We start from the raw sequence: 23,793 nt of genomic DNA on the forward strand, positions 1-23,793 counted from the left end.
CACTATCTTGACAGGTGACTAGGAATTCTGGGGCCACCAGGGCCGCGGACACCGCCGGCCGCACCAAGCCGACGATCGTCCTGGAGCACGGCGCCTTCGCCGACGGCTCCAGCTGGAACGGCGTCATCGACGACCTGCGCGCCGCCGGCTATCCGGTCGTCGCGGCCGCCAATCCGCTGCGCGGCCCCGCCTGCGACGCCGCCGCCCTGCGCAGGGTCCTCGACCACGTCAAGGCCCGAAGATCCTCGTAGGCCACTCCTACGGCGGCAACGTCATCAGCCAGGCCGCCACCGACGACCCCGAGGTCAAGGCCCTGGTCCACGTCGCGGCCTTCCTGCCCGCGCCCGGAGAGAGCGCCCTGGAGCAGACCGACAAGTACCCGGGCTCCACCCTCCCCGACGCCCTCGACCCGGTCACCTACCAGCAGCCCGGCGGCACCACGGCAACCGACGTGTACATCCAACAGGCAAAGTTCCGCCACCAGTTCGCCGCCGACGTCTCCGTACGGCAGGCCGCCCTGATGGCCGCCGAGCAGCGCCCCGTCGCCCAGTCCACCCTGGAGGAGAAGGCCACCACCGCGGCCTGCAAGACCAAGCCCAGCTGGGACATCATCACCACCCGCGACCTCAACATCCCGCCCGCCGTGCAGCGGTTCATGGCCGAGCGCGCCCACGCCCACACCACCGAGGTCGCCGCCTCCCACTCGGTCGCGGTCTCCCATCCGCACCTGGTGGCCGCCGTGATCGAGCGCGCGGCGCACGCCACGGTGCGCTGACCGCTGACCGCTGACCGCTGACTGCTGACGCCGAACGCCTTCGACCGGCCGCCACCCCATGCGGGTTGCGGCCGGTCGAAGGCGTTCGGCCTGGTGGATTCGGTCCGGTGGATCAGGCGGCTGGGACAACCTCGTCGGCGGTGACGGCCGGCGTAGAACCGACCCCGGCCTTACCCTCCCCCTCCGCTCGGCGTCCCGGCTTCTTGAGGAAGAGGGCGAGCAGGGTGCCGACGGCGAGGGTCGGGGCGATCCACAGGTAGCCCATGGCCGTGGCGTGGGCGAAGGCGTCCAGGGCGGTGTCGCGCAGGGCGCCGGGCAGCCGGCCGATGGTGTCGGGGCGGGCGGCGTCGAAGCCGGCGCCGGTCGGCAGGCCGCGGGTGCGGTCGGCGAATCCGGTGTTGAGGAGAGCGCCGAAGACGGCGACACCGAAGGCCGCGCCGATCGAACGGGCGAAGGTGACCACGGCGCTCGCGGCACCGAGATCGGCGGCGGGCACGCTGTTCTGGACGGTGGTCAGCACGACCATGGGAACCATGCCGATACCGACACCGGTGACCAGGAAGTAGCCGCTCAGCACGAGGGTGTTGGTGGCCGCCCCGATGGTGCCGAGAAGGATCAGCGCCGCGAGGTTGGCGAGCAGACCCGCCAGGAGGATCGCCCGCAGCCGCTCGACGTGGGCGGCCCAGCGCCCGGCCAGGGACTGGCTGACGACCAGACCGGCGACCAGGGGCAGCGTGTGGATGCCGGAGAGCGTGGCCGAGATCCCGTGGACGATCTGGAGGTACGTCGGCAGGTAGACCAGCACGGCGAACATCGCGGCGTTGGCGAAGAACCCGATCAGCGAGGAGAAAACGACGGTCCGCGAGGCGAACATGGCGGGCGGCAGGACGGGTGCGGCGGCGCTCCGCTCGACGGGCACCAGGACCACGGCCAGCGCCACCGTGGCGACGACCAGCCCGACGATGGCCGGCGAGCCCCAGCCCCAGCGCTCGCCGAAGGACGTGATCAGCACCAGCCCGGTGGCGATGGAGGCCAGGACCAGAGACCCCAGGTAATCGATCCGAGCCTTTACGCCCCTGGTGGCGGCGGGCAGCGCCCGCGCTGCGATGGTCAGGGCAACGATGCCGACGGGCAGATTGACGAGGAAGGCCCACCGCCAGGACAACTGGTCGGTGAAGACGCCGCCGAGCAGGGGTCCGACGATGCTGGCGACGCCGTAGACGGACCCGAACATGCCCTGGTAGCGGCCGCGTTCGCTCGGCGCGACGATGTCGCCGACGAGGGCGAAGGTCAGCACGATCATGCCGCCACCGCCCACACCCTGCAGCACCCGGGCCCCGATCAGCTGGGGCAGGTTCTGCGCCAGTCCACAGGCCACCGAGGCGGCCAGGAAGATCGAGGTCGAGGCGAGATACAGCCGCTTACGGCCGAACATGTCGCCGAGCTTGCCCCACAACGGGGTCACCGCGGTCGACGCGAGCAGATACGCGGCGCTGACCCAGGCGATGTCGTCGAACGCGTCCAGGTCCTGCGCTATCCGCGGCAGCGCGGTCGAGACGATCGTCTGATCCAGGGCCGCGAGCAGCACCGCCAGGACCAGCGCACTCATCGCAGCGGCGACACCACCCGCCCTGGGTGAGGAGGACTTGCCTGCCTTCGACATAGGAACGTGCCTTTCTGAACACGGTGCACATGGCCGAGGTGCCGCCAGCCAGGGAACGATGACCGCCCCACCAAATCGGCGCTAAAAACTCTATCTGTCACATCACCGTAGCACTTAACACTCATGTCTCTACTCCACAGAGGCGCTAGGCGTCTCAGACTTCACATTCGGCCACTAGACTCGGTGCGGTGAGAGCCGACGCAGCGCGCAACCTGGAAGCTGTCCTGACCACCGGAGCCCGCATGCTCGCCACCGACCCGGGCGCAAGCATCGCGAGCATCGCCGGCGAGGCAGGCGTGGACCGGCGTACCGTCTACCGCCGCTTCGCCTCCCGCGAAGACCTGCTGGCGGCCATCTACGAATCCCGCCTCACGGCCATCGAGCACGCCATCGAAGACGCCCGGCTCCGCGAGGCCCCCGTCGCCGTAGCCCTGCACCGCTACGTCGAGAACATCATCACCGTCAACCGCACCTGGCCCGTCGACCTGACCCGCATGCTCGCCGACGACGAGGTCCGCGCCCGCCGCGACGCCTCCGCCCGCGAGGTGGACACCTTCCTCCAACGAGCCACGGACGAAGGCCTGTTGCGCCCCGGCCTCCCGGAGGGCTGGCCCAGCGCCCTACTCCCCCAACTCATGCACCTCGTGTCCCGACAACTCCCCGAACTGAGCGCGGGCCAAGCGGCGGACGTCGTAGTCGACACGTTGCTGAACGGACTCGGGGCGTCCTGACACCCGGCCGTAAGCTGCTGGTACACGCATGTCGGGAGACCAAGCGGTCAATCGTGTGGGACTTGCTCGGCTACGGTCTCGCCGAAGCGCCACGAGCCTCGGTTGCCGAAAGCTTCCGCGTGCAGGCCCATCTCCCAGGCGATTCGCGCGGCCCGCTGTTGCGTTACGTCGGGGTACTCCTCGGGATGCACCTTGATGTAGCCGCGGCGGTCCGCGGGATACGCGCACAGGGCCTCGCGGAGCTTCTCTTCCTGCTCCTCCGACGTGGAGTGGTTGCCCGTGACGGTCTTGTACGCCTTCCGTACGCCGCCTGGCTGCTTACGTGCATCTCGCCGCCTGGCAGCGTCCGACCCCCGCCAGGACATCCAGCCGACGGCTCCGAGTGCGGCCAGAGCGAAAGCCCCTGAACCAAGTGCGTCACCTGTGGCATCAGCTTGACCCGGCGTCTCGGGACGGAGCTCGCCCTTGGGGTCTTCGATCACAGTGATGCTCTGCCCGACCTCGAACTCGTCGGATGTGGCTTTCAGGGCAGGGCCCGGGACTTTGGTGCCGTCCTTGTGTTCCAGCGCGTAGTGGTAGTCACGAGCCTTGCGCCCTTGTGCTGGGTCGCGCCACTTCTTCACTACCGTCGCGGTGACCGTCTTGCCTCGCTGCTGGAGCGTGAGGTCATCCCGAGCCACGTCGGCGACGTACACGGACATCGCCGATGTCAGAACGATGAACAGCGATGCGTACGCACTCGACTCCTTGGCCCCCAACTTCCGGATCAGCACGATGAGAAGGACTCCGTGCACGATCCACAGGAAGATCTGCGCAACCGGGCGGAGGTCGTCCGTCAGGAGGATCATCCCCGTGGCCGCGGCAAGCGCGTAGACGCCGATACCGGCCGCCAGTGGGACGGGATACCGGGCGCGCCGGGTGGGGCGGTTCACTCTGATCTCCGGATGCGGTGGGGGGCTCGAACGAACCCACGCTATAAACGGCGTACTTGAGTACGCCAGAAAGGATCAGTCAAACGGCGGGCCTACCAAGCTCCCGCCAGTGGCACCTGGATCAGGACCACACCGGAACTACTCGCCTACTAGGCCCTTTTCCTTCGGTAGATCAGGGCTCAAGCAGCTGGTTGGGCGCAGTTGTACGGTCGTCGCCGATCAGCGTGCCGCGCGACGCGGTCCCGTGACGCCCTGGAGGATACGCACAGATGTGGTCTGTCGTCGACGACGCCGAGCGGGCGCAGTGGAACTTTGTGCCGTTCGAGACTGTTGGCCCGCTTCGGTTTGGCATGAGCATCGAGGAGGTGGTCACATCGATGGATGCGCAGGGCTTCACCAGCACTCATTCGTCTATGACCCGACCGCATGGTGCTCTGGTGCAGAAGGCTGGGCTTCGCTCCAAGGACGCGCCACAGTACGAGGAGGCCATTACTGCCTACGTCCGGAAGTCAGGTGAACTGGCCGCCGTCGCCGTTGACGCCTTGTGTGGTCCGCAGGTCTCCATCGATGAGCTTCGCTTGGTCGGCCGGGTTCCGTCTGAACTGACGGAACGGCTCCTTGGCTATGCGAAGGACCGTGGCATGGCGCCCATGGTCTCCGTGGAGGGCGATGCAATATCGGAGGAACTCGGGCTCTTGGTGCGGGCCCAGCGAGCCGGCGACATCCTCCTGTCGAGGGCGTTCTTCGTCGCCAACTTCCAGGACTGGGCGTACACGGTGCATAACTGCGTCCCGGCAGATGAATGGGACGTTCGTTGACCCCAAGCGGTGGCGGTGAATGCCGCTTCATCTGGCGAGTCCACGGTAGTTGATCCGGCTTGCGATGATGACGGCGAATGCAACGAGGTGTTCTGCGTTGTACTCGTAACGTCGACGCAGAAGGCGGTACCCGGCGAGCCAGGACACGGTTCTCTCGACAACGCAGCAATGTTGGCCGCGCAGCCGCTCAGAGGACTCGGTGCCCTTGCGTGCGATGCGATGGCGGATACCGCGCTTGCTTAGCCACCGTCCGTCGCCTGCCACGCGCCCGGGCGCGTGCCTGTCGCCTTCTGGAAGAACACCGAGAAGTTGGATGCGTCGGGGAAGCCGAGCGCGTCCGCGCAGCGGGCCGCGGTGAGGCGGTCGTGCGCGAGGAGTCGTTTGGCTTCCAGGACGATCCGGTCGACGATGTAGGCCTTCGCGGTCCGGCCGGTGACCTGTTGCACCGCTCGCGAGAGGGTACGGGGCGCGTATCCCAGTGTCCGGGCGTAGTAGCCGGCGTCGTGGTGTTCCCGGAAGTGCGCTTCGACGCTGGACCGAAACAACCGGAACACCGGATGCGTGAACCGTGCTTCGGTGTGCGGTGGCCGCAGCCGGGCGACGAGCGCGGAGAGCAAGATCTCGGGCAGCTCCGTGGGGATGTCCTCGGACGGGGCGGATGCCTCCAGCAGGAGATGGTTGCGCGCGGCGTCGACGTACGGCCAGTCGGCGTCGGGAATGCTCCAGTGCGCGACCAGGTCCGGGGACGCGACGAGTTCCCGCGTGGCGTGGGTGACCGGCGCGGTCGGCACGAACAGCACGAGGTGCCCCGCAAGACCGGCGATGTCGTCCCATCGGTGGACCGCCCCGGGAGGGACCCACACCGCGGACCGCTCCTTGAGCGGGTGTCGGAGGAAGTCCACCGTGACGGAGCCGTGCCCGACATCGACGACGGCGAGGACATGGAAGTCGGCACGCTGCGTGCCGCCGTCGTTCAGCTCGCGAAGGCGGTCGAACGTCATCGTCTCGACCGCGGAGGCGCGGCGCCCCGCGGGCTGGTAGGTCATCTGCCGGATCACCGTCACGTGTCCAGTTTTCACCATCGAGCGACCAGTCAGGCCGATGCCCTGCCGTAGCGGAGAAGTTTGAATGAACGGAGAAAGCACAGGGGAAACGCCCAGAAACGCTGACCGAAAAGAGCCACGATGACCACGACGCAGCAGCCGCTTCTGCCCACTTACGACCATCGGCCGGGGACCGGACCGACCCTGGTGTTCCTGCACTACTGGGGCGGTTCCGCCCGTACCTGGGACCTCGTCGTCGACCGCCTCGCCGGTCGTGACGTGCTCACGTTCGACTTCCGCGGGTGGAGCCGGTCGCGCGGTCTGCCCGGCCCCTACACGCTCGGCCAGCTCGCCGACGACACGCTCGCCGTGCTCGCCGACGCAGGCGTCACCGACTATGTCCTGGTCGGGCATTCGATGGGTGGCAAGGTCGCACAGCTGGTCGCGGCGACGCGGCCCGTCGGCCTGCGCGGCATCGTCCTCGTCGGCTCCGGTCCGGCGAAGCCCGCCGCACAGATCACTCCTGAGTACCGGGAAACCCTTTCCCACGCCTATGACTCCGACGAGTCCGTAGCCGGGGCACGGGACCAGGTCCTCAGCGCGTCCGAGCTGCCCGCGTCGGTCAAGGCGCAGATCGCGAGCGATTCGCTGGCCGGCGCCGAAGCCGCCCGCACCGAGTGGCCGCTGCGCGGCATCGCGGAGGACATCACCGCGCGCACCCGTATGGTCAGCGTTCCCGCCCTCGTCGTCGCCGGAGAGAACGACCAGGTCGAGCCCGTCGACGTGCTGCGCGACAACCTGGTGCCCTACCTCTCCCAAGCCGACTTCACGGTGATCCCGAACACCGGTCATCTGATCCCGCTGGAAGCTCCGGCCGACCTCGCAGACGCCATCACCGCCTTCGCGCCGACAGCCTGACCATCTGCGAGGCCCAACGACGGGCTCTGCGGCCGGGGGACGCCTGCGGCGACGTCTGCGGGGACCTCACCGAGTTCGTAGGCCTGGACGGACGGGCCGCAAGGGGCCAAGTCCGGACTCTTTATTCGTTACTGCTTGACTACTTGTCGCGTGCGGCGAGCCGTTCGGTGATCTCGGACTTGACCGTCTCGCGCAGTTCGTCGGCGGTGAAGCCGAGGTTGCGGAGGATCTGGGCGGCGAGGCCCTGTTCGGTGCGGATCAGGCCCAGCAGGGTGTGTTCCGTGCCGACCCAGTCGTGGCCGAGGTCGGCCGAGGCGCGGTGCGCCTGCTCGATGGCTTCCTTGCTCTCCGGTCGGAACGCGATGTGACCGCGGAGCGCCTTCGCCCCGGCCGGCGCCATCGCTTCCTCGATCGCCTCGCGGATGCGCTGCTCCGACTCGGTCTTCGCCACCAGGACCTCGTAGGCCAGGCCCCGCGGTTCGCCGAGCAGGCCGAGCAGCATGTGTTCGGTGCCGATGGAGTCGTGCTTGTGGGTTCGGGCGGCCTCCTGCGCCAGCACGATGCTGTGCCGGTTCAGGTTGGTGAAGCGCTCGAACGCGGCGGGTGCGTGGCGCTGTTGGGCGGCCTGCTTGGACACTCCGATGGCGTCGCCGATCTCGGTCCACGACGCGCCGGTCTGCTTGGCCTTGCTGACGTAGTGGTCGATGAGCTGGTCACCGAGGTCGGACAGGGTCTGGGCGCGGAGTCGCGCCTCGCTGATGCGGGCCAGTTGGTCGGCCTCGGGGAGTTCCTCGTCGAGCCGTGCGATCAGGTCGGCGAGGCTGATGTCGAGTGGACTCATGCGTCAATCGTAAGTTGACGATCCGCCAGCGTCAACTTGTAATTGACGCTCGTTTCCGGTTGCGGGGCACGCAGTACCCCCAACGGCCCACTTGAGCTGCACCAAAGCCCCCTGCCCGGGCTACCTCTTGAACAGGAAGGGGCATTGCCACCCCCGCATCTCCACCGTCCGCCCACCCCCGGACCGGGCGCGCCCGCCGCATCCACCCAACCCGCCCACACCCAGCACTGCACGAAACCTTGCGGCACATCCCGCCTCATACCTAAAATATTGTCGCTGATTCTCGCGTTCGACGAAGTTTCTTCGGTAGACGGCTATCGAGAGTAGGTACCTCCATGACGGTTGCAGCTGTGTCGGCGGTCCACCCCGACGAGGTGCACGAGAGGCTCGGTCAGCATGTGCTGACCGACGGTTTCAAGCTTGTGCTCGATCCGCTCGCCAGTCGGGGCTCGTGGCTCGTCGACGCGCGCACCGGTGAGAAGTTCCTCGACCTCTACTCGTTCTTCGCGTCCGCCCCGCTGGGTCTCAACGCGCCGGGCATCGTGGACGACCCGGAGTTCATGACCCTCCTGGCGCAGGTCGCGGCGAACAAGCCCGCCAACCCCGACGTCTACACCACGCACTACGCCGAGTTCGTCGAGACGTTCGCCCGGGTGCTGGGCGATCCGGACCTGCCGAGGATGTTCTTCGTCGAGGGCGGCGCGCTCGCCGTCGAGAACGCGCTCAAGACGGCGTTCGACTGGAAGAGCCGCCGCAACGAGGCCGCCGGCCGCTCCCCCGAACTCGGCACCAAGGTGCTCCACCTCCGCAAGGCGTTCCACGGCCGCAGCGGCTACACGCTCTCGCTGACCAACACCGAGCCCAACAAGACGGCCCGTTTCCCGCAGTTCGACTGGCCGCGCATCGACGTACCCGCCGTCCGCTTCCCCCTGGAGCGCCACCTCGCCGAGGTCGAGGAGGCCGAGCGAGCGGCCCTCGCGCAGGCGCGGCAGGCGTTCGAGGACAACCCGCACGACATCGCCTGCTTCATCGCCGAGCCGATCCAGGGCGAGGGCGGCGACAACCACATGCGCCCGGAGTTCCTGCAGGCGATGCAGGCGCTCTGCCACGAGTACGACGCCCTGTTCGTGCTCGACGAGGTGCAGACCGGCGTGGGGATGACCGGCACCACCTGGGCCTACCAGCAACTCGGTCTCGAGCCGGACATCGTCGCCTTCGCCAAGAAGGTCCAGCTCGGCGGCATCATGGCCGGCCGCCGGGTCGACCTGGTACCCGACAACGTCCTCCAGGTCTCCGGGCGGATCAACTCCACCTGGGGCGGCGGCCTGGTCGACATGGTCCGGGCCCGCCGCATCCTGGAGATCATCGAGAGAGACGATCTGGTGGCCAACGCCGCTGCCGTGGGAGCGTGGTTCCAGTCCGAACTACGTGATCTCGAAGCCCGGCACACACCGGTCGCGTCCAACGCGCGGGGACGCGGGCTGATGTGCGCCATCGATCTGCCGGACGGCGGCGTCCGCGACGACGTGGCACGCCGGCTGCGAACCGAGGAGCAGGTGATCGCCTTGCCGTGTGGTGAGCGTACGGTGCGCTTCCGCCCCGCCCTGACCGTCACCCAGGACGAGATCGGCTTCGCCCTGCGGGCCCTCGACCGGGTCCTCGCCGGCCTGCGCTGACCGCCCCGCGGCCTGCGCCGACCGCCCCGGATACGCGTCTCAGCCGCCCTCGCCCGCTCTGGAAGAACAACCGCCCCGGAAGAACAACCGCCCCGCCGACAAGGAGCAAACACATGGCCCGTTCCGTCGCCTCGATCGTTGCCGGCCATCCGGTCTCCGGCGCTCCCGGCGGGACTCTTCGGCGCCCCAATCCAGGTCGTACGGCCGAAGTGGTCACCGAGGTGTCACTCGCGGACGCCTCGACCTTCGTCGAGGCCGCCAGAGCCGCGAAGGCGGCTCAGCGTGCGTGGGCGGACGTCCCGGCGCCGGTGCGCGGGTCCGCGATCGGAAAGATCGGCCGGCTCGTCGAGGCGAACAAGGAGCGGCTCGCCCGCATCGTGACCGAGGAGATCGGCAAGCCGCTGGCCGAGGCGCTCGGCGAGGTCCAGGAGATCATCGACACCTGTGACTTCTTCCTGGGCGAGGGGCGTCGGCTCTACGGCCAGACGGTGCCCTCCGAGATGCCCGACAAGCAACTCTTCACCTTCCGCAACCCCATGGGCGCGGTCGCCGTGATCACCGCGGGCAACTTCCCGGTGGCCGTGCCCTCCTGGTACCTCGTACCGGCACTCGTGACCGGCAACACCGTGGTGTGGAAACCCGCCGAGTACGCCGCCGCCAGCGCCAAGGCCCTCTTCGAGCTGTTCGTGCACGGAGGCGGCCTGCCCGACGGCGTACTCAACCTCGTCCTCGCCGACGGCGAGCAGACGTACGCCGGACTCGAGTCCTCCCTCGACGCCGGCCTGATCGACAAGGTCGGCTTCACGGGCTCCACGGTCGTCGGCCAGAAGATCGGCGCCCTGTGCGGCAGCCATCTCCAAGCCCCCTGCCTGGAGTTGGGCGGCAAGAACCCGCAGGTGGTCGCCCCGAGTGCACAGCTCGACCTGGCGGTAGAGGGGGCGTTGTTCTCCGGCTTCGGCACGGCGGGCCAGCGCTGCACCTCCCTCGGCACGCTGATCGTGCACGAGTCGGTGCACGAGGACTTCCTCGCCCGTTTCGACGCCGCGAGCCGCGCTGCCCGTGTCGGTGACGCCTTCGAGGACGTCCTCTACGGCCCGATGCTCGACGAGCGCTTCGCGCAGCGCTACGAGACCTTCCTCGGCTGGATCAAGGACCATCACCGTACGTACGGCTCCGACGGCGTCGGACGGATCACGTCCGGCAACCCGCGCAAGGGCTTCGTGGGCGACCCCGAGGCGGGTATGTTCTACCACCCGGTCATCGTCGACGGAGTGCGCCGCGACGACGACCTGTTCCTCAACGAGACCTTCGGCCCGATCGTCTCCGTGACCACCTACCGCACCTTCGACGAGGCCCTCGACCTGGCCAACGCCCACGGCTACGGCCTGTCCGCCGCGATCTACACCACCGATCCGCACGAGGTGTGGACGTACCGGCGCGGCATCTCGGCGGGCATGGTCAGCGTCAACAACACCACCTCCGGGGCCGAGGCGCACCTGCCGTTCGGCGGCAACGGCAAGTCGGGCAACGGCAGTCGGCAGTCCGGGCAGTGGGTGCTCGACCAGTTCACGCGCTGGCAGTCGATGAACTGGGACTACTCCGGCCGTCTGCAAAAGGCGCAGATGGACGTGGCCACGCTCGAGCCCGATCTCTCCTTCCGCCTGTGAGCGCCGTAGAGGACCTGGACCGGCACTTCCGCGAGGAGGTGGCCGGTCTACGGGCCCCGGACGCACCGCTGCCCGAAACCGACCGCCTGGACACGCGCACCGCACTCGACCTGTTCGACGCCCAACTCGCCAGCAGGCACACCGACTTCGCCGCCCGCTGGATGCAGCAAGAGGGCCGCGGCTACTACACCATCGGGTCGAGCGGTCACGAAGGCAACGCCGCCCTCGCGCTCGCCCTACGCCCCACCGACCCGGCCCTGCTGCACTACCGCTCCGGCGCCTTCTACGCCGCCCGCGCCCACCAAGTGGGCGGCATAGACGCGCTCCGGGACATGCTGCTGGGCGTCGCCGCAGGAGCCGACGAACCGATCGCCGGCGGCCGGCACAAGGTCTACGGCCGCCACGAACTCGCCGTCATCCCGCAGACGTCGACCATCGCCTCCCACCTCCCACGGGCGGTCGGTGTCGCATGGAGCATCGCCCGCGCCAAGCGCCTGGGCACGGAGTGCGCCTGGCCCTCCGACGCCGTCGTCTGCTGCACCTTCGGCGACGCGTCGGTCAACCACTCCACCGCGGCGGGCGCCATCAACAGCGCCTGCCACGCGGCCTTTCAGGGCCTGCCGATGCCGATCCTGTTCGTCTGCGAGGACAACGGCCTGGGCATCAGCGTCCCGACGCCCCACGACTGGGTGCAGCAGGCCTACGGCAACCGCCCCGGCCTCGCCTACTTCCCCGCGGACGGCTGCGACCCCCAATCCGCCTATGACGCCGCGCGCGAGGCGGCGGCCCACGTCCGCAAGACCCGCCAACCCGCCTTCCTGCACCTGTCGTTGGTCCGCTTCCTCGGCCACGCAGGCTCGGACGCCGAAGCCGCCTACCGAACGCCGTCCGAGGTCACCGCGGATCTGGAACGCGACCCCTTGCTGGCCACGGCCCGCCTTCTCGCCTCTGCCGGCATCCTCACCCCTCAACAGATCCTCGACCGCTACGACGAGGTGAGCGGCAGCGTGTTCGCCGTAGCCAAGGAGGCTCTGGAGAGCGAGCCCCTGACCACCGCCGAGCAGATCGCCGCCCCCATCGCACCCCGCAGCCCCGCCCAAGTGGCGAGGACAGCACGCCGTACAACCGAACCACCCACAGCGCCGGTGGGCGAGCCGGTCACGGTCGCGCAGTCCATCACCCACACCCTCGCCGATCTGCTGGGCACCCACGCGGAGATGGTGGTCTTCGGCGAGGACGTGGGCCGCAAGGGCGGCGTCTACGGCGTCACCCGCGGCCTTCAGCGTCGCTTCGGCACGGCCCGGGTCTTCGACACCCTCCTCGACGAACAGTCCATCCTCGGGCTGGCGTTGGGGGCGGGCGTGTCCGGCCTGCTCCCGGTGCCGGAGATCCAGTACCTCGCCTATCTGCACAACGCTGCGGACCAACTGCGGGGCGAGGCAGCGACGTTGCAGTTCTTCTCGCAGGGCCAGTACCGCAATCCGCTGGTCGTCCGCATCGCCGGCTACGGCTACCAGCGCGGTTTCGGCGGCCACTTCCACAACGACAACGCGCTCGGCGCCCTGCGCGACATCCCCGGCCTGGTCATCGCCTCCCCCTCCCGCCCCGACGACGCGGCCGCGATGCTCCGCACATGCGTGGCGGCGGCGAAGGTGGACGGCACGGTCTGTGCCTTCCTCGAACCGATCGCGCTCTACCACACGCGAGACCTCCACGAGGAGGGCGACAACGCCTGGCTCGCCGCCTACCCGCGACCGGCGCAACACGTACCGATCGGCCGCGCCCGCACCTACGGCACCGGCAAGGACCTGACCCTCGTCACCTGCGGCAACGGCGTCCCCATCTCCCTCCGAGCCGCACGCCGCCTGGAACAACAGGACATCGCCGCCCGGGTCGTCGACCTGCGCTGGCTGGCCCCTCTCCCTGTCGACGACCTCCTCCGGGAGGCCCGCGCGACGGGCCGCGTCCTCGTGGTCGACGAGACCCGCCGTACCGGAGGCGTGTCCGAGGGAGTCGTCACCGCCCTGCTCGACGCCGGCTTCACGGGCACGGTGCGCCGGGTCACGAGCGCGGACAGCTTCGTACCGCTGGGGAAGGCGGCGCAGTTGGTGCTGGTGTCGGAGACCGATGTCGAGCGCGCCGCCCAGGAGTTGCTCTCAGCGGGACCGCATGCTCATGAGTGACGACGGCTGGTCAGGCTCCAGTCGGCTCCGGTGATCTCGCGACGCTCGCGGAGGGGTATGCGGGGCGAGACCCGGGGTGCGTGGTATCCACGGCAGATCCAGGACTCGGCGAACATCGGGGGCGGCCGGCTCCTGCATCTGCTCACGGGCAACCTGCCGTAGTCCTTCCCCGCCAGGCGTCCTGGGGGCTGGCATGGGCGGGGAAGTGACCGAGCACGCCGCCGCCCAGCAGGACCAGGTCGATCGCCGTGCTGCTGTGGACGACCCGGACCCAGCCCTGCCGGGCCCGGCAGTCGTCCCATGCTGCACACAGCGGCTGCAGGATGCTTCCGTCGGTGAGGGTCACGTCACGGAGGTCGACGATGACGAAGACGCGCCCGTATCCGGTAAGGGCCTCCTCCAGGGCGTGCGCCAGGGGGGCCATGGTGGTCGGGTCCAGCTCGCCGTGAGCGCGCACCAGCCGGCATTCGTCGAACAGGTCGGGCGCCCGGTAGCGCTCGGGCGGGTCGGGACGAGGGCGCATGCGGCCCAACTCCTCTGTCCGGTCTGTTCGGTCTGCCCGGTCCGTCCGGTCGGCGCTTCACGGCGCGCGGTCGAACGCCACCCGCTCCCGCCGCCCGCCGCAAGGCGTCACGCGCCCTGCGTCACGCGTCCTGCGGGTGGAGGTTCCCGAGCAGTTCGGGGACGACCTGGAGGGGTCCGCGGGCGCCCGGGGCGGCCAGGGGTGGCGCGGCCTCGGGGCGGCCGTGGCAGGTGAAGCCCAGGCGGGCCATGGCCCGGGTCACCTCGCCGCCGGTGAAGTCGCGGCGGTCCTGCCGGGTGATGACCTCACCGACCTGCTTCACGGGATAGCGGCGGCGCCCGACGGTCACCGAGTCACCGGTGACGAGCTCGGGTTTGACGCCCGCCATCAAGGTCACCACTTTGTCCTTGGTCAGTTCGAACGGGTACCGGGCGATGACACAGCGCATGATGCCTCACAGGGAGCAGGAGGAGGGGCTGACGATGGGGCACGGTGCGCCGATGACGTCCCGCAGCCGGACGCGGTCCGTGTAGACGGAGCTGCGGCGGTGCACGGCGAGTTCGGCACGGGTGACCGAGCCGGTGCGCTCGTCGTCCCCGTCGCACAGGAGCAGGTACTCCACACCGGCACCGGCCATGACGGACAGGGCCACCTCGAGGGTCATGTCGTCAAGGACCCGTAGCTCGGTCGTGTCCAGGTGGCCGGCCCTGGTCATGGCGTCGGGAGTGATCGGGTTTCGATGCGTCTGAACCGGTGTCACAGTTGCCTCCTGCGGTACGGGCGGACGTGCTGGTCGCGATGGCTCTGCGCGGGCCGCCCGCCGCCGGTCGACGACGGGCCGGCGCCATGTCATGCCGCGCGGCGCTTGCCGGCGGACCCGCCCCGAGCGGCGCGCCCTCGACGGCCCCGGGCCGAGGCCGAAGCACGAGGTGCGGTCCGGCGGGACGGTTCCGCGGTCGGCACGGCGATGACGACCGGTACACCGGACGGGGCCTTGGCGCCCGTGATGCGGCCCAGCTCGGCCTCGCCCGAACGCACCGCGGTGATGGTCGGGTTGATGCCGGTCGATGCCATCAGCCGGGCCATGTCGCGACGCTGACCGGGGGTCACCAGGGTGACGACGCTGCCGGACGCGCCGGCGCGGGCCGTGCGGCCGCCACGGTGCAGGTAGTCCTTGTGGTCGCCGGGCGGATCCACGTTGACGACCAGGTCGAGGTCGTCGACGTGGATGCCGCGAGCCGCGACGTTGGTCGCCACCAGCGCGGTCACCTGACCGCTCTTGAACTGCGCGAGGGTCCGGGTGCGCTGCGGCTGGGACCTGCCGCCGTGCAGGGCGGCGGCGCGCACGCCGCTGTCGAGGAGGTGTTTGGTCAGCCGGTCCACCGCGTGCTTCGTGTCCAGGAACATGATCACCCGGCCGTCCCGCGCCGCGATCTCGGTGGTCGTGCGGTGCTTGTCCGCCTCGTGCACATGGAGGACGTGGTGCTCCATGGTGGTGACCGCACCTGCCGACGGGTCGACGGAGTGGACCACCGGGTCGCTCAGGTAGCGGCGGACCAGCAGGTCGACGTTGCGGTCGAGGGTGGCCGAGAAGAGCATCCGCTGACCGCCGGGACGCACCTGGTCGAGCAGCGCGGTGACCTGGGGCAGGAATCCCATGTCGGTCATCTGGTCCGCCTCGTCCAGGACGGTGACGGCGACGTCGTCCAGCCGGCAGTCGCCGCGGTCGATGAGGTCCTTGAGCCGTCCCGGTGTCGCGACGACGACCTCCGCTCCGGCCCGCAGAGCGTTCGCCTGCCGGCCGACCGACAGACCGCCGACCACGGTGGCCAGCCGCAGCCGCACGGCGCGTGCGTACGGGGCGAGCGCGTCGGTGACCTGCTGGGCGAGCTCACGGGTGGGCACCAGGACGAGGGCCAGCGGCCGCCGGGGTTCGGCCCGCCGGCCGGCCGTGCGGGCCAGTACGGGGAGGCCGAAGGCGAGGGTCTTGCCGGAACCCGTGCGTCCACGGCCGAGTACGTCTCGGCCGGCCAGGGAGTTCGGCAGGGTGGCCGCCTGGATCGGGAACGGTACGCTCACGCCTTCGTGGCCGAGCGCGGCCAGCAGCGGTGCGGGCAGGGCGAGTTCTGCGAACGACTCGACGGCGGGCAGCGCGGGCTCGATCGTCTTCAGCGGTGCGAACTCGGCGCTGGGAGCGGCCGGACGGCCACCCTGCCCGTTGGGCTTGGGGCGGCGTCGGGTGCCGGAGCGGCCCGCGGCAGGGCTCTCGAAGCGGTCGTAGGCGCGGGGCGCGCGGGGCGCGCGTGCGGCGGGTACGGTGCGTGCGGTCCGGGAAATGCGTGCTCGGTTGATGCGGAACCTTCCTCGATGCGGGTGCGTATCAAGGAATTCCCGCGGCACGATGACCGGCGCAGAGAATCGCGAGAAGGACCCGAAGACAGCGGGGGCGAATCCCCCTGAAATGCAGCGAGCTGGGGCCCGCACCCCAAGGTGCGGGCCCCAGCTGCTAAGTATGCGTCAGACCCGATGTCAGGCCGGAACGATGTTCTCGGCGGTCGGGCCCTTCTGGCCCTGAGCGACGTCGAACGACACCTGCTGGCCCTCCCGCAGCTCGCGGAAGCCCTGGGCGGCGATGTTCGAGTAGTGGGCGAAGACGTCGGCGCCGCCGCCGTCCTGCGCGATGAAGCCGAAGCCCTTTTCGGCGTTGAACCACTTCACAGTACCGGTGGCCATGTCAATTCTCCTTCGGAAACGGTGCTCGGAGTTTGCCGTGTGCAGACTCCGTGTCGCCGTGATGATCAACCCGTCGGAAAATGAACCCTTTTGGCAACCACAACTGCAACCTGATTCGACAGTAGCACGGCGTAGTCGGCCATGGGTCGGGAATAATTTCGCCCTGTCGACCGGCGACGGAATATTCCCCGTTTCACCTGTCAATTTCTCCCTTCGAGAGCACAGATATTCGTCAGCGGGCCGGCGGCGCGCCTGCGGTGAGGCGACGGGCGGGGGCGGGGGCGGACAGCAGGGCGGCGGCGTCGGCGGGCTTCCCGGGCGGACACGCGGGAGCACCAAGTACTCTGATTGAGCGGCGAGTTGACCACTGGGTGCTACACGTGTGACCTGGGGGAAGCGTCGTGACGCGGCCCGAGCGACTGCACCCCGGCGATGTGCAGTCGACCCGGGTCCACCGGCCCAAGCGCACCTACGTGCCGATCGAAGCCGGCGCAAATATTTTCGGCTTCGAATTCGATCGCCGCCTGCGAGTCGTCGGCGGCACGGTGCTCCGTGCGGTGGCCCACCCCGGCAGCGCAGTGGCCTCCCTCACCCCGTCCCGACGGCCGGTGGGGGTGACGTCGCCGCAGGCGAGGCCCTGGGCCCCACTCGTCGGCGCCAGAACCCACGACGCCGTTCTGTCCGCCTCACTCATGTGCTCCGGGCCGGAGACGCGGGTCAGCTCGACAGTTCCAGGAGGCGGCCCATCAGGTGCTGTTCCTCCTCGGCGGCCTCGTGCACCAGCTTCGAGGCGCTGTGGAGGGATTCTCGCGAGGACTCGGCTCCGGCTTCCTGCAGGAGCCCGGCCACTGCGGTCCACTTCTTCGAGACCTCGCGGTAGGCGTCCGAGGTCTCCTGGAAGGCGTCGTTGCCGGTGAGTTCGGCGGTCTCTGCCAGGAAGTCGGCCCACATCGCGCGGAACAGGCCCCCGCCGGTTCCCGCGTCTTCCATGATCGTGCTGATCTCGGGGAGGCTGTCTGCGGGCGACTCGAGGTCGTCGAGCCACTGCGGCATGAGGTCGGCAACCTTGTGCATGCCTTTGTATCCGAAGTTGGAGATCGGCGGATTGAGAATGTTCTCCGTCGCCATTTTGATGCCTTTGCGGGCGGCTTCCCCGAGATCGGGTAGGCCGCCTTTCTGGCGGGCGAGGGTGAATGCGCGGTTGCGTGAACTCATCGGACCGCGGGCGTCGCGTGCGGTCGTGAGGGATTCGCCGGTGGCCCATTGCAGGCCGAGCGGCTGCGTTTCGACCAGGGCGAAACGGTCGTCGTCGTGTCCGACGCAGGCGACGTAGTGTGCCGCGAACCGGAAGTCGTCGGTGGAGTAGTCGAGGAAGTAGCGGTCGAGCTTGAGGCCGACGACGGTTCCGGATTCAAGCTCTTCCAGCAGTTGCTCCCTGGCCCGTTTCACCGAGGAGGTCTCGTGCACGGACAGCCGCAGGTTGAGTGCGCCGGCGAGATTGGCGGACAGCGTGTCGGGCTTGATGCGGCCGCCGATGAACGGCGTCGGCATCTGCTTCGTCCGCCAGTAGATGAACGACAGGCCGCCGGCAATGCCGAAGACCAGCGACTCCGACAAGTCGATCTCCTGCTGCCGCAGCAGATTCACCAGGGTGGTCGACTCGCAGTGTTTACCGACGAACGGTTCTGCCTCTAAAAGCGACACTTGTTCACCTCTCCCTTTCTCCGCGTGGATCGTAGCGCAGCCTCCTTAAGGGCAGTTGGCGTCCGGGGCCGGAGAGATGTTCACTCACTCGAAGCACGCGAGACCAGGAAGTTGCCGAGGAACAGATGATCCATCTCTGTCTTGAGGAAGCAGGCCAGGGCGTCGGCGGGTGAGCAGACGATGGGTTCGCCGGCGACGTTGAACGAGGTGTTGATCAGGCAGGGAATCCCGGTGAGCTCGGTGAACTGGCGCAGCAGTTCGGCCAGCAGTGGATTGCTGTCCTCGGTGACCGTCTGGATGCGCGAGGTGGAGTCGACATGGCAGGCGCCCTGGATCTTTTCCTGGTACTCGGGTCGCACCGGGACCACGAAGGTCATGTACGGCGAGGACGTCTTCTTGCCGAGGGCGAAGACGTCGGGCGCGAGGTGTTCGAGGACCACGGGGGCGAAGGGCCGGAACTGCTCGCGGTGCTTGATGCGTTCGTTGATGACGTCCTTGATGTCGGGGAACCTGGGATTGGCCAGGATGCTCCGGTTGCCCAGGGCGCGCGGCCCGTATTCGAGACGCCCCTGGAACCAGCCGATGACGCATCGCTCCTGCATCAGGGTCGCGGCCTCGCGAGGCACGTCCTCGGGGTCCAGTTCGCGCCAGGTGACCTGGTCGGCGTACTGCTGGAGGGCCGTCTGGATCTCCTGGCCACCGTAACTCGGGCCCAGGTACGGTGACCTGCCGGCCCGGGGCGGTGTGCCGGCCTGCTGGCTCGCGAACAGGGCCGCGCCGATGGCCACGCCGACGTCGCTGGCGCCGAAGCTGACGTCCATCTCGCTGAAGCGGGAACGCTCCAGCAGCTTGCTGTTGTTGACGCAGTTCAGGGCGAGTCCGCCCTCGAAGATCACGCGGGAGAGGTCGCTGCGGGCTTCGAGCGTGCGGATCTGTCCGGCGGTCACCGTCTCGAGCATGTGCTGTGCCGCACTGGCCACGCGGACCCGGTAGTCGAACTCTTCGCGGCATTGCGGGTCTCCGCCGAAGACGCGGTCGAAGAGTTCGTAGTAGGCGGGTACGGCGTTCGCCGGATAGGGAATCTTGTAGGTGCCGTCGGGGCAGATCTCGACCACGTCCGTGAGGAACGGGTTCGGGTCCGGCGGCGGGCCGTAGCCGGCCAGTCCCATCACCTTGTACTCGTCGTTGTTCGGGACGAATCCGAGGTAGCGCGTCACCACGGAGAAGAGCATCGCCAGCGAATGGCGTGAGTCGATGGTGACGTCGTCGAAGATCTTCGCCTCGCCTTGGCGCACCTCGCCCATGATCGACGACAGCCATTCGGCGCGGCCGTCGCTGACCAGGAATGCCGCGTCTCCGCCGCCCGAGAGGTGATATCCGGTCATCAGATGTGCGATGTGGTGCGGAACCCGGACCAGCTTCTCCGGGCTCAGCCGGTGGCCGGTGTATTCGAGGAAGTCGGCCTGGGTCGCCTCCTCGCTGAACAGCGCCGCATGGGTTTCCGCCAGGCGTTGCAGGCGGGCGAACTTCGCCTCCACGGTCGCCGTGCGGTCCTCGGTGATCTCGGCGATCATCTTGTTCACCACGTCCTGGGAGAACTGCCAGGAGAAGGCGAAGGTGTCGACGTCGTCGAAGGTTATCCCGGCCGACTCCAGGCACCAGCGCATCGCGTTGACCGGGAATTTCGAGGTCTTCTTCTCCCGGTTGAGCCGTTCCTCCTCGACGGCGGCGACCAGCTTCCCGTCGATGAGGAGGGCGGCGGAGGAGTCGTGGCCGTACAGCAGGTGGCGGTCGATTCCGGTGGCGCGAAAGAGGCGCCCGAAGATTTCCGCGGACTTGCCGAATCCGTTGTAGCCCAGAACGATCATGAGGGGCTCCTTTCGCCAGGCCAGATCGTGAGGTAGTCCGAAATGACGGCCGACCGCCGGAAGTTCGCGTCCAGTTCGGCGCCGGTCAGATCGGCGCCGCTGAGGTCCGCACCGTCCAGATTGGCGCCGACGAGCCGGCAGTCGTTCAGCTCGGTGAGGATGAGGTACGCCTCGCACAGGTTGGCGCCCTCGAGATTCGCGCCTCGCAGGTCGGCGTTCATCAGGTACGACTCGCTCAGTACGGCGTCGGTGAGGTCGGCGCCGACGAGTTCGGCGCCCCGCAGGTCGGCGCCGTGCAGGGCCGCCTTGCGCAGGTCGGGCCGGAACGGGCCCTGCGCCCGGCGCCTTCGGGCGTGCTCGTTCCAGTGTTCGGGGCCCTGGAGCAGTACCGACTCGTCCTCGGTGGGCATGTCTCGACCTCGCGGCTACAGGGTGGTGAGCGCGGTGAGCGCCCGCTTCTCGATGTCCATCGCGGACCGTGCCGTGTCGGCCACGGCGTCCACGAGCGTTTTGAGATCGTCGCGTGCGGTGGCGGTGGCCCCGGCTGCCAGCAGTGCGGAGGCCAGGGTCGACCACAGCCAGCCGCTGTCGTGGAACTGTTCGGCGGCGTCTGCGTAGCGTGCGTCGCCGGTGCTGTCGGCCATCTGCGTCAGGTAGCGGCCGAGCATCGGGCGGAACAGACCGCCGCCGGTGCCGAACGACTCGATCTGCCGTCCCAGGTGCAGGAGTTGACGGTTCAGGGCGTCGGTGCGCACCACCTGGCCGGCCAGGTCCACGTCCTCGACCTCGCCGTGCTTGGACTGTGGCCAGGACGGTGCCGTCGTGGCCAGCAGCTTCAGCCCGGGGATGCCCAGGTTCCGGCTGCCCGGTTTGAGGATCTCGCGGCACAGGTTGCGGACGGCGACCGGGCCGACAAGGTTCAGCCGCGGTGTTCTGCGCGGGGCGCCGAAGACGTAGACCTTCCAGTCCGGGTTCAGCGGCGGTGAGTTGCGGCTGGAGCGGGCCGCCTGCAGCTCGGTCGCGGTGACGGGCACAGGGTCGTCGAAGGCCGGGTCCGACACTTCGAAGGCATCGGTGCCGAGGGGACGGATCACGTTGACGAAGTACCCGCCGAAGGAGGAGCGTCCGCCCAGGCCCCAGTACGGGAGCCGGCCGAGGTCCACCCGGGCCATGACCGCCGGCGCCGACTCGAGCAGCTTGGCCAGGCCCGCGGCGGACTTCGGGGTGTGCAGGGTGACGTCGACGCCCATGAGCCGCGCCGCCCGCAGCGGCATGATGGCCTGCTTGCCGACGGCGACGTCCGGGGCGTTGCCGTTGGCCGGGAAGAACGAGAAGCCGAATCCCGCGTCCAGCCCGAACACGACCTCCTCGTCCACCGTGTGTCCGGCGGCCGCGAGAAGGGCGCATTGGCAGGCCGTCTCGCAGTGGATGCCCCGTTGGTGGACGTAGCGGCCGGTCGCGGTCATCGCGTCACCCCTGTCCCAGTGCCATCAAGGACCGGCGCAGCTGCGGGTCCATCTTCTGCACCGCGTACCGGAAGGTGTCGCGGGGCATGTCGGTGTGCCAGGTGCGCAGGAACTCGGCCACTTCGTCGGGATGGGCCTCGGCGGTGACCTTGAGCAGCCAGCCGCAGCCCTTCTGCACGTAGACGTGGTCGTCGGGCATCAGGCGGACGCAGTTGTCGAAGACGTGCGAGGTCGGCAGCTCGAAGAGCGTCCGGCCCACCTTGCGCCGGACGAACTTGACGACAGCCACGTTGGCGGCGCGTCTGGCCCACGGTGAGGTGGACTCGACCCAGCGCCGGGTCTGCGGGATGAGGTCCAGGTGCCCGAGGAAGAACGGGTACAGCAGCTTCAGGCACAGGTCGTCGCACTGCGCCCAGTTGGACACGTACGTCGCCAGCCAGTGTTCGCAGCGGTCCAGCAGCTCGCCGCCGCATTCGCTTCTGGCGACCTTGTGCAGGATCGCGAAGCCCAGCAGCACCTCCTCGTGGTACTCGGCGCGCGCCAGCACCGCCTCCGCCAGGGCCAGTCGGGTCGGCGCGGGGATGTCGCGCCGGTCCCGGAAGTAGGCGGTGGCGATCTCGGTGACGGCGGCGTTGCCGACTCCGAGCGCCCGGATTTCGTGGGGGAAGTACCGCTGCATTCCCGCCGCGAATTCCGGATCCGCCCGGGAGGCGAGCGTCTTGAGCAGTTCCTCGGCGGCTGCCGGAACATCCGTCATGAGGTGCCGATCGTGAGTTTGAGCGGCTGGGTGGTCGGCCTCGGTGCGCGTTCCAGGCGCGGCTTGCCGGCCATGACGTAGTCGTATTCCTGCTGCATCTCGACCACGGCCCGGATGGTGTCCTTGGAGCGGTCCGCCAGGTTCTGCCCGCCCAGGCCCCACCACAGGTACCAGTTCTTGTGGCTGAGGTAGGCGTCGCGGACGAAGTCGAGGGTCTCGCGGTCCTCGAGGATGGCCGGCTCCACATAGAAGGCGGGGACGAAGGTGCCCTGGCCTTCCCGCAGGATGCCGGCCTTTACGGCCTGGCGCTGGAGCTTGGTGCCGCTTAGGATGCGGATGCCGAGGTTGGCGTAGATCTGGGCCGGGTTCAAATACCGTTCGGTGAAGCGGATCGACTCCCTCAGGGCCTGCGGGGTCTCCCCCGGCCCGCCGAGGAAGATGCAGTGGGTGTGCTCGATGGGGCTGGCCGTGAAGAGGCGGTCGATCTCCAGGACCCGCGCCATGTCGAAGCCCTTCATCAGGTCCGACAGGGCCTGGTCGGTGAGGGCGTCGGTGCCGAGGTCCACCCGGATGCAGCCCGCCGCGTGCAGCAGCTTCACGAACTCCGGGGTGACCGCGTTCGGCGTCAACTGGCAGTACCAGGGCACGTCGAGCTTGGCGCGGATCATCTCCTCGCACACTTCGGCGGCGTACTCCATGGGGTAGTTGAAGGTCGCGTCGACGATCTCGAACTCCCGCACGGCCGGGTTCTGCGCCATCGCCCGCTGGATCTCGCCGACGACCTCGGCCGGGTCCTTGAACCGGTCGCCCTTGCCCTCGGTCTTGCGGATGATGCAGTACGAGCAGAACAGTTTGCACCCCCGCTTGGTCTGCAGTGTCTCGATGGCCGGCTGGTGGTCGCGGGTGAGGTCGGAGGCCGCCGAGACGCCCTCCTCGAAGTAGCGGGGGTCGTAGACGGACCGGTCGGGCTCCAACGCCCCCAGGTCGAAGGCGGAGTTGGACTGGTTCTGGCAGAACTTGCCGTTCTCGTCTAGGTAGCACAGTCCCGAGATCGACTCCCGGCGTCCGCCGTTCTGGAGGTGGTCCAGCAGCTGGACGATGCCGGCCTCGCCCTCACCGGCGATGCCGTAGTCCGGCTGGGCGTACTCGAAGAACGACAGCGGTTCGACCGAGAAGCCGGAGCCGCCGAGGACGACCGTGGCGCTGGTGTACTTGCGGACGCACTGGACGATCTTCTCGGTCATCGGGCCGAAGAAGACCGGGTCGATGAAGGTCAGGTTGTCCAGGTTGCGTACGGCGACGCCGACGACGTCGTAGGTGTTGGTGGTCAGCCGTTCCCGGACCGCCTTGAGTTCCCGGGACTCCCACAGCAGGTCCAGGACGTCGACGTCGTGTCCGGCGTGCTTGAGTGCGGCGCTGATGTAGGCCATGCCGATGGGCAGGGCCGGGCGCGGCACCCTGATCTTGTTGGTGGAGATGAGCAGCACTCGCATGG

General features: G+C 68.8%; 21 protein-coding genes and 1 pseudogene. 7 read left to right on the forward strand and 15 right to left on the reverse strand.

Features of this window, described 5'->3' with window-relative positions; translation table 11 throughout:
- The first annotated feature begins 14 nt into the window (after positions 1–14).
- Positions 15–775, forward strand: a pseudogene (locus ACGFYN_RS32110) (alpha/beta fold hydrolase).
- Between the two features lie 112 nt (positions 776–887).
- On the opposite strand, the gene ACGFYN_RS32115 reads toward ACGFYN_RS32110, so the two are convergent.
- Positions 888–2,384, reverse strand: coding sequence for an MDR family MFS transporter (locus ACGFYN_RS32115; protein WP_393869421.1), 1,497 nt, complete (start codon positions 2,382–2,384; stop codon positions 888–890).
- Between the two features lie 296 nt (positions 2,385–2,680).
- On the opposite strand from ACGFYN_RS32115, the gene ACGFYN_RS32120 reads away from it, so the two are divergent.
- Positions 2,681–3,169, forward strand: coding sequence for a TetR/AcrR family transcriptional regulator (locus ACGFYN_RS32120; RefSeq protein WP_393869505.1), 489 nt, complete (start codon positions 2,681–2,683; stop codon positions 3,167–3,169).
- Between the two features lie 47 nt (positions 3,170–3,216).
- Here ACGFYN_RS32120 and ACGFYN_RS32125 read toward each other — a convergent pair whose 3' ends face one another.
- Complete coding sequence (locus tag ACGFYN_RS32125; protein WP_393869422.1) at positions 3,217–4,101, reverse strand: hypothetical protein; 885 nt, start codon at positions 4,099–4,101, stop codon at positions 3,217–3,219.
- A 269-nt stretch (positions 4,102–4,370) separates the two neighbouring features.
- Between ACGFYN_RS32125 and ACGFYN_RS32130 the strand changes: the two genes are divergently transcribed.
- Positions 4,371–4,919 carry a hypothetical protein gene (locus ACGFYN_RS32130; protein WP_393869423.1) on the forward strand — a complete coding sequence of 183 codons (549 nt, stop codon included), beginning with the start codon at positions 4,371–4,373 and terminating at the stop codon, positions 4,917–4,919.
- A 239-nt stretch (positions 4,920–5,158) separates the two neighbouring features.
- On the opposite strand, the gene ACGFYN_RS32135 is transcribed toward ACGFYN_RS32130, so the two are convergent.
- On the reverse strand, positions 5,159–5,983 hold the full coding sequence (locus ACGFYN_RS32135) for a helix-turn-helix domain-containing protein (protein ID WP_393869424.1): 825 nt from the start codon (positions 5,981–5,983) through the stop codon (positions 5,159–5,161).
- Between the two features lie 120 nt (positions 5,984–6,103).
- Between ACGFYN_RS32135 and ACGFYN_RS32140 the strand changes: the two genes are divergently transcribed.
- Positions 6,104–6,880, forward strand: coding sequence for an alpha/beta fold hydrolase (locus ACGFYN_RS32140; RefSeq protein ID WP_393869425.1), 777 nt, complete (start codon positions 6,104–6,106; stop codon positions 6,878–6,880).
- Positions 6,881–7,019: 139 nt separating this feature from the next.
- On the opposite strand, the gene ACGFYN_RS32145 is transcribed toward ACGFYN_RS32140, so the two are convergent.
- Positions 7,020–7,721 carry a Clp protease N-terminal domain-containing protein gene (locus ACGFYN_RS32145; RefSeq protein WP_393869426.1) on the reverse strand — a complete coding sequence of 234 codons (702 nt, stop codon included), beginning with the start codon at positions 7,719–7,721 and terminating at the stop codon, positions 7,020–7,022.
- Between the two features lie 335 nt (positions 7,722–8,056).
- On the opposite strand from ACGFYN_RS32145, the gene lat reads away from it, so the two are divergent.
- The 3 genes from lat (at position 8,057) to ACGFYN_RS32160 (ending at position 13,247) form a co-directional block, all read left to right on the forward strand.
- Positions 8,057–9,397: an L-lysine 6-transaminase gene (gene lat / locus ACGFYN_RS32150; protein WP_393869427.1), complete on the forward strand. Its 1,341-nt coding sequence runs from the start codon at positions 8,057–8,059 to the stop codon at positions 9,395–9,397.
- 113 nt (positions 9,398–9,510) lie between these two features.
- A complete protein-coding gene (locus tag ACGFYN_RS32155; protein WP_393869428.1) occupies positions 9,511–11,064 on the forward strand; it encodes an aldehyde dehydrogenase family protein in 1,554 nt (517 codons plus the stop codon).
- Positions 11,061–13,247 (forward strand): thiamine pyrophosphate-dependent enzyme, encoded by a 2,187-nt coding sequence (locus tag ACGFYN_RS32160; RefSeq protein ID WP_393869429.1) that lies wholly within the window; start codon positions 11,061–11,063, stop codon positions 13,245–13,247. Before ACGFYN_RS32155 ends, ACGFYN_RS32160 begins: the two co-directional genes overlap by 4 nt.
- Positions 13,248–13,389: 142 nt before the next feature.
- Here ACGFYN_RS32160 and ACGFYN_RS32165 read toward each other — a convergent pair whose 3' ends face one another.
- The 11 genes from ACGFYN_RS32165 to ACGFYN_RS32215 form a co-directional block, all read right to left on the reverse strand.
- On the reverse strand, positions 13,390–13,770 hold the full coding sequence (locus ACGFYN_RS32165) for an STAS domain-containing protein (protein WP_393869430.1): 381 nt from the start codon (positions 13,768–13,770) through the stop codon (positions 13,390–13,392).
- A gap of 121 nt (positions 13,771–13,891) precedes the next feature.
- Positions 13,892–14,218: an SCO5918 family protein gene (locus ACGFYN_RS32170; RefSeq protein ID WP_393869431.1), complete on the reverse strand. Its 327-nt coding sequence runs from the start codon at positions 14,216–14,218 to the stop codon at positions 13,892–13,894.
- Between the two features lie 6 nt (positions 14,219–14,224).
- On the reverse strand, positions 14,225–14,485 hold the full coding sequence (locus ACGFYN_RS32175) for a hypothetical protein (RefSeq protein WP_393869506.1): 261 nt from the start codon (positions 14,483–14,485) through the stop codon (positions 14,225–14,227).
- 134 nt (positions 14,486–14,619) lie between these two features.
- Positions 14,620–16,122 carry a DEAD/DEAH box helicase gene (locus tag ACGFYN_RS32180; protein ID WP_393869507.1) on the reverse strand — a complete coding sequence of 501 codons (1,503 nt, stop codon included), beginning with the start codon at positions 16,120–16,122 and terminating at the stop codon, positions 14,620–14,622.
- A gap of 177 nt (positions 16,123–16,299) precedes the next feature.
- Positions 16,300–16,503, reverse strand: coding sequence for a cold-shock protein (locus tag ACGFYN_RS32185; RefSeq protein ID WP_393869432.1), 204 nt, complete (start codon positions 16,501–16,503; stop codon positions 16,300–16,302).
- A 717-nt stretch (positions 16,504–17,220) separates the two neighbouring features.
- Positions 17,221–18,207, reverse strand: a complete 987-nt coding sequence (locus tag ACGFYN_RS32190; RefSeq protein WP_393869433.1) for a BtrH N-terminal domain-containing protein — start codon at positions 18,205–18,207, stop codon at positions 17,221–17,223.
- 80 nt (positions 18,208–18,287) lie between these two features.
- Positions 18,288–20,075, reverse strand: coding sequence for a carbamoyltransferase (locus ACGFYN_RS32195; RefSeq protein ID WP_393869434.1), 1,788 nt, complete (start codon positions 20,073–20,075; stop codon positions 18,288–18,290).
- Complete coding sequence (locus ACGFYN_RS32200) at positions 20,072–20,485, reverse strand: pentapeptide repeat-containing protein (protein WP_393869435.1); 414 nt, start codon at positions 20,483–20,485, stop codon at positions 20,072–20,074. Before ACGFYN_RS32200 ends, ACGFYN_RS32195 begins: the two co-directional genes overlap by 4 nt.
- Positions 20,486–20,500: 15 nt before the next feature.
- On the reverse strand, positions 20,501–21,541 hold the full coding sequence (locus ACGFYN_RS32205) for a DUF4872 domain-containing protein (RefSeq protein WP_393869436.1): 1,041 nt from the start codon (positions 21,539–21,541) through the stop codon (positions 20,501–20,503).
- A gap of 4 nt (positions 21,542–21,545) precedes the next feature.
- Positions 21,546–22,298, reverse strand: a complete 753-nt coding sequence (locus ACGFYN_RS32210; protein ID WP_393869437.1) for a DNA alkylation repair protein — start codon at positions 22,296–22,298, stop codon at positions 21,546–21,548.
- Positions 22,295–23,791: a B12-binding domain-containing radical SAM protein gene (locus ACGFYN_RS32215; protein WP_393869438.1), complete on the reverse strand. Its 1,497-nt coding sequence runs from the start codon at positions 23,789–23,791 to the stop codon at positions 22,295–22,297. The genes ACGFYN_RS32210 and ACGFYN_RS32215 overlap by 4 nt, the downstream gene beginning before the upstream one ends.
- Positions 23,792–23,793 lie beyond the last annotated feature (2 nt).

It is taken from the genome of Streptomyces sp. NPDC048419 (assembly GCF_043200415.1).
Lineage (GTDB): Bacteria > Actinomycetota > Actinomycetes > Streptomycetales > Streptomycetaceae > Streptomyces.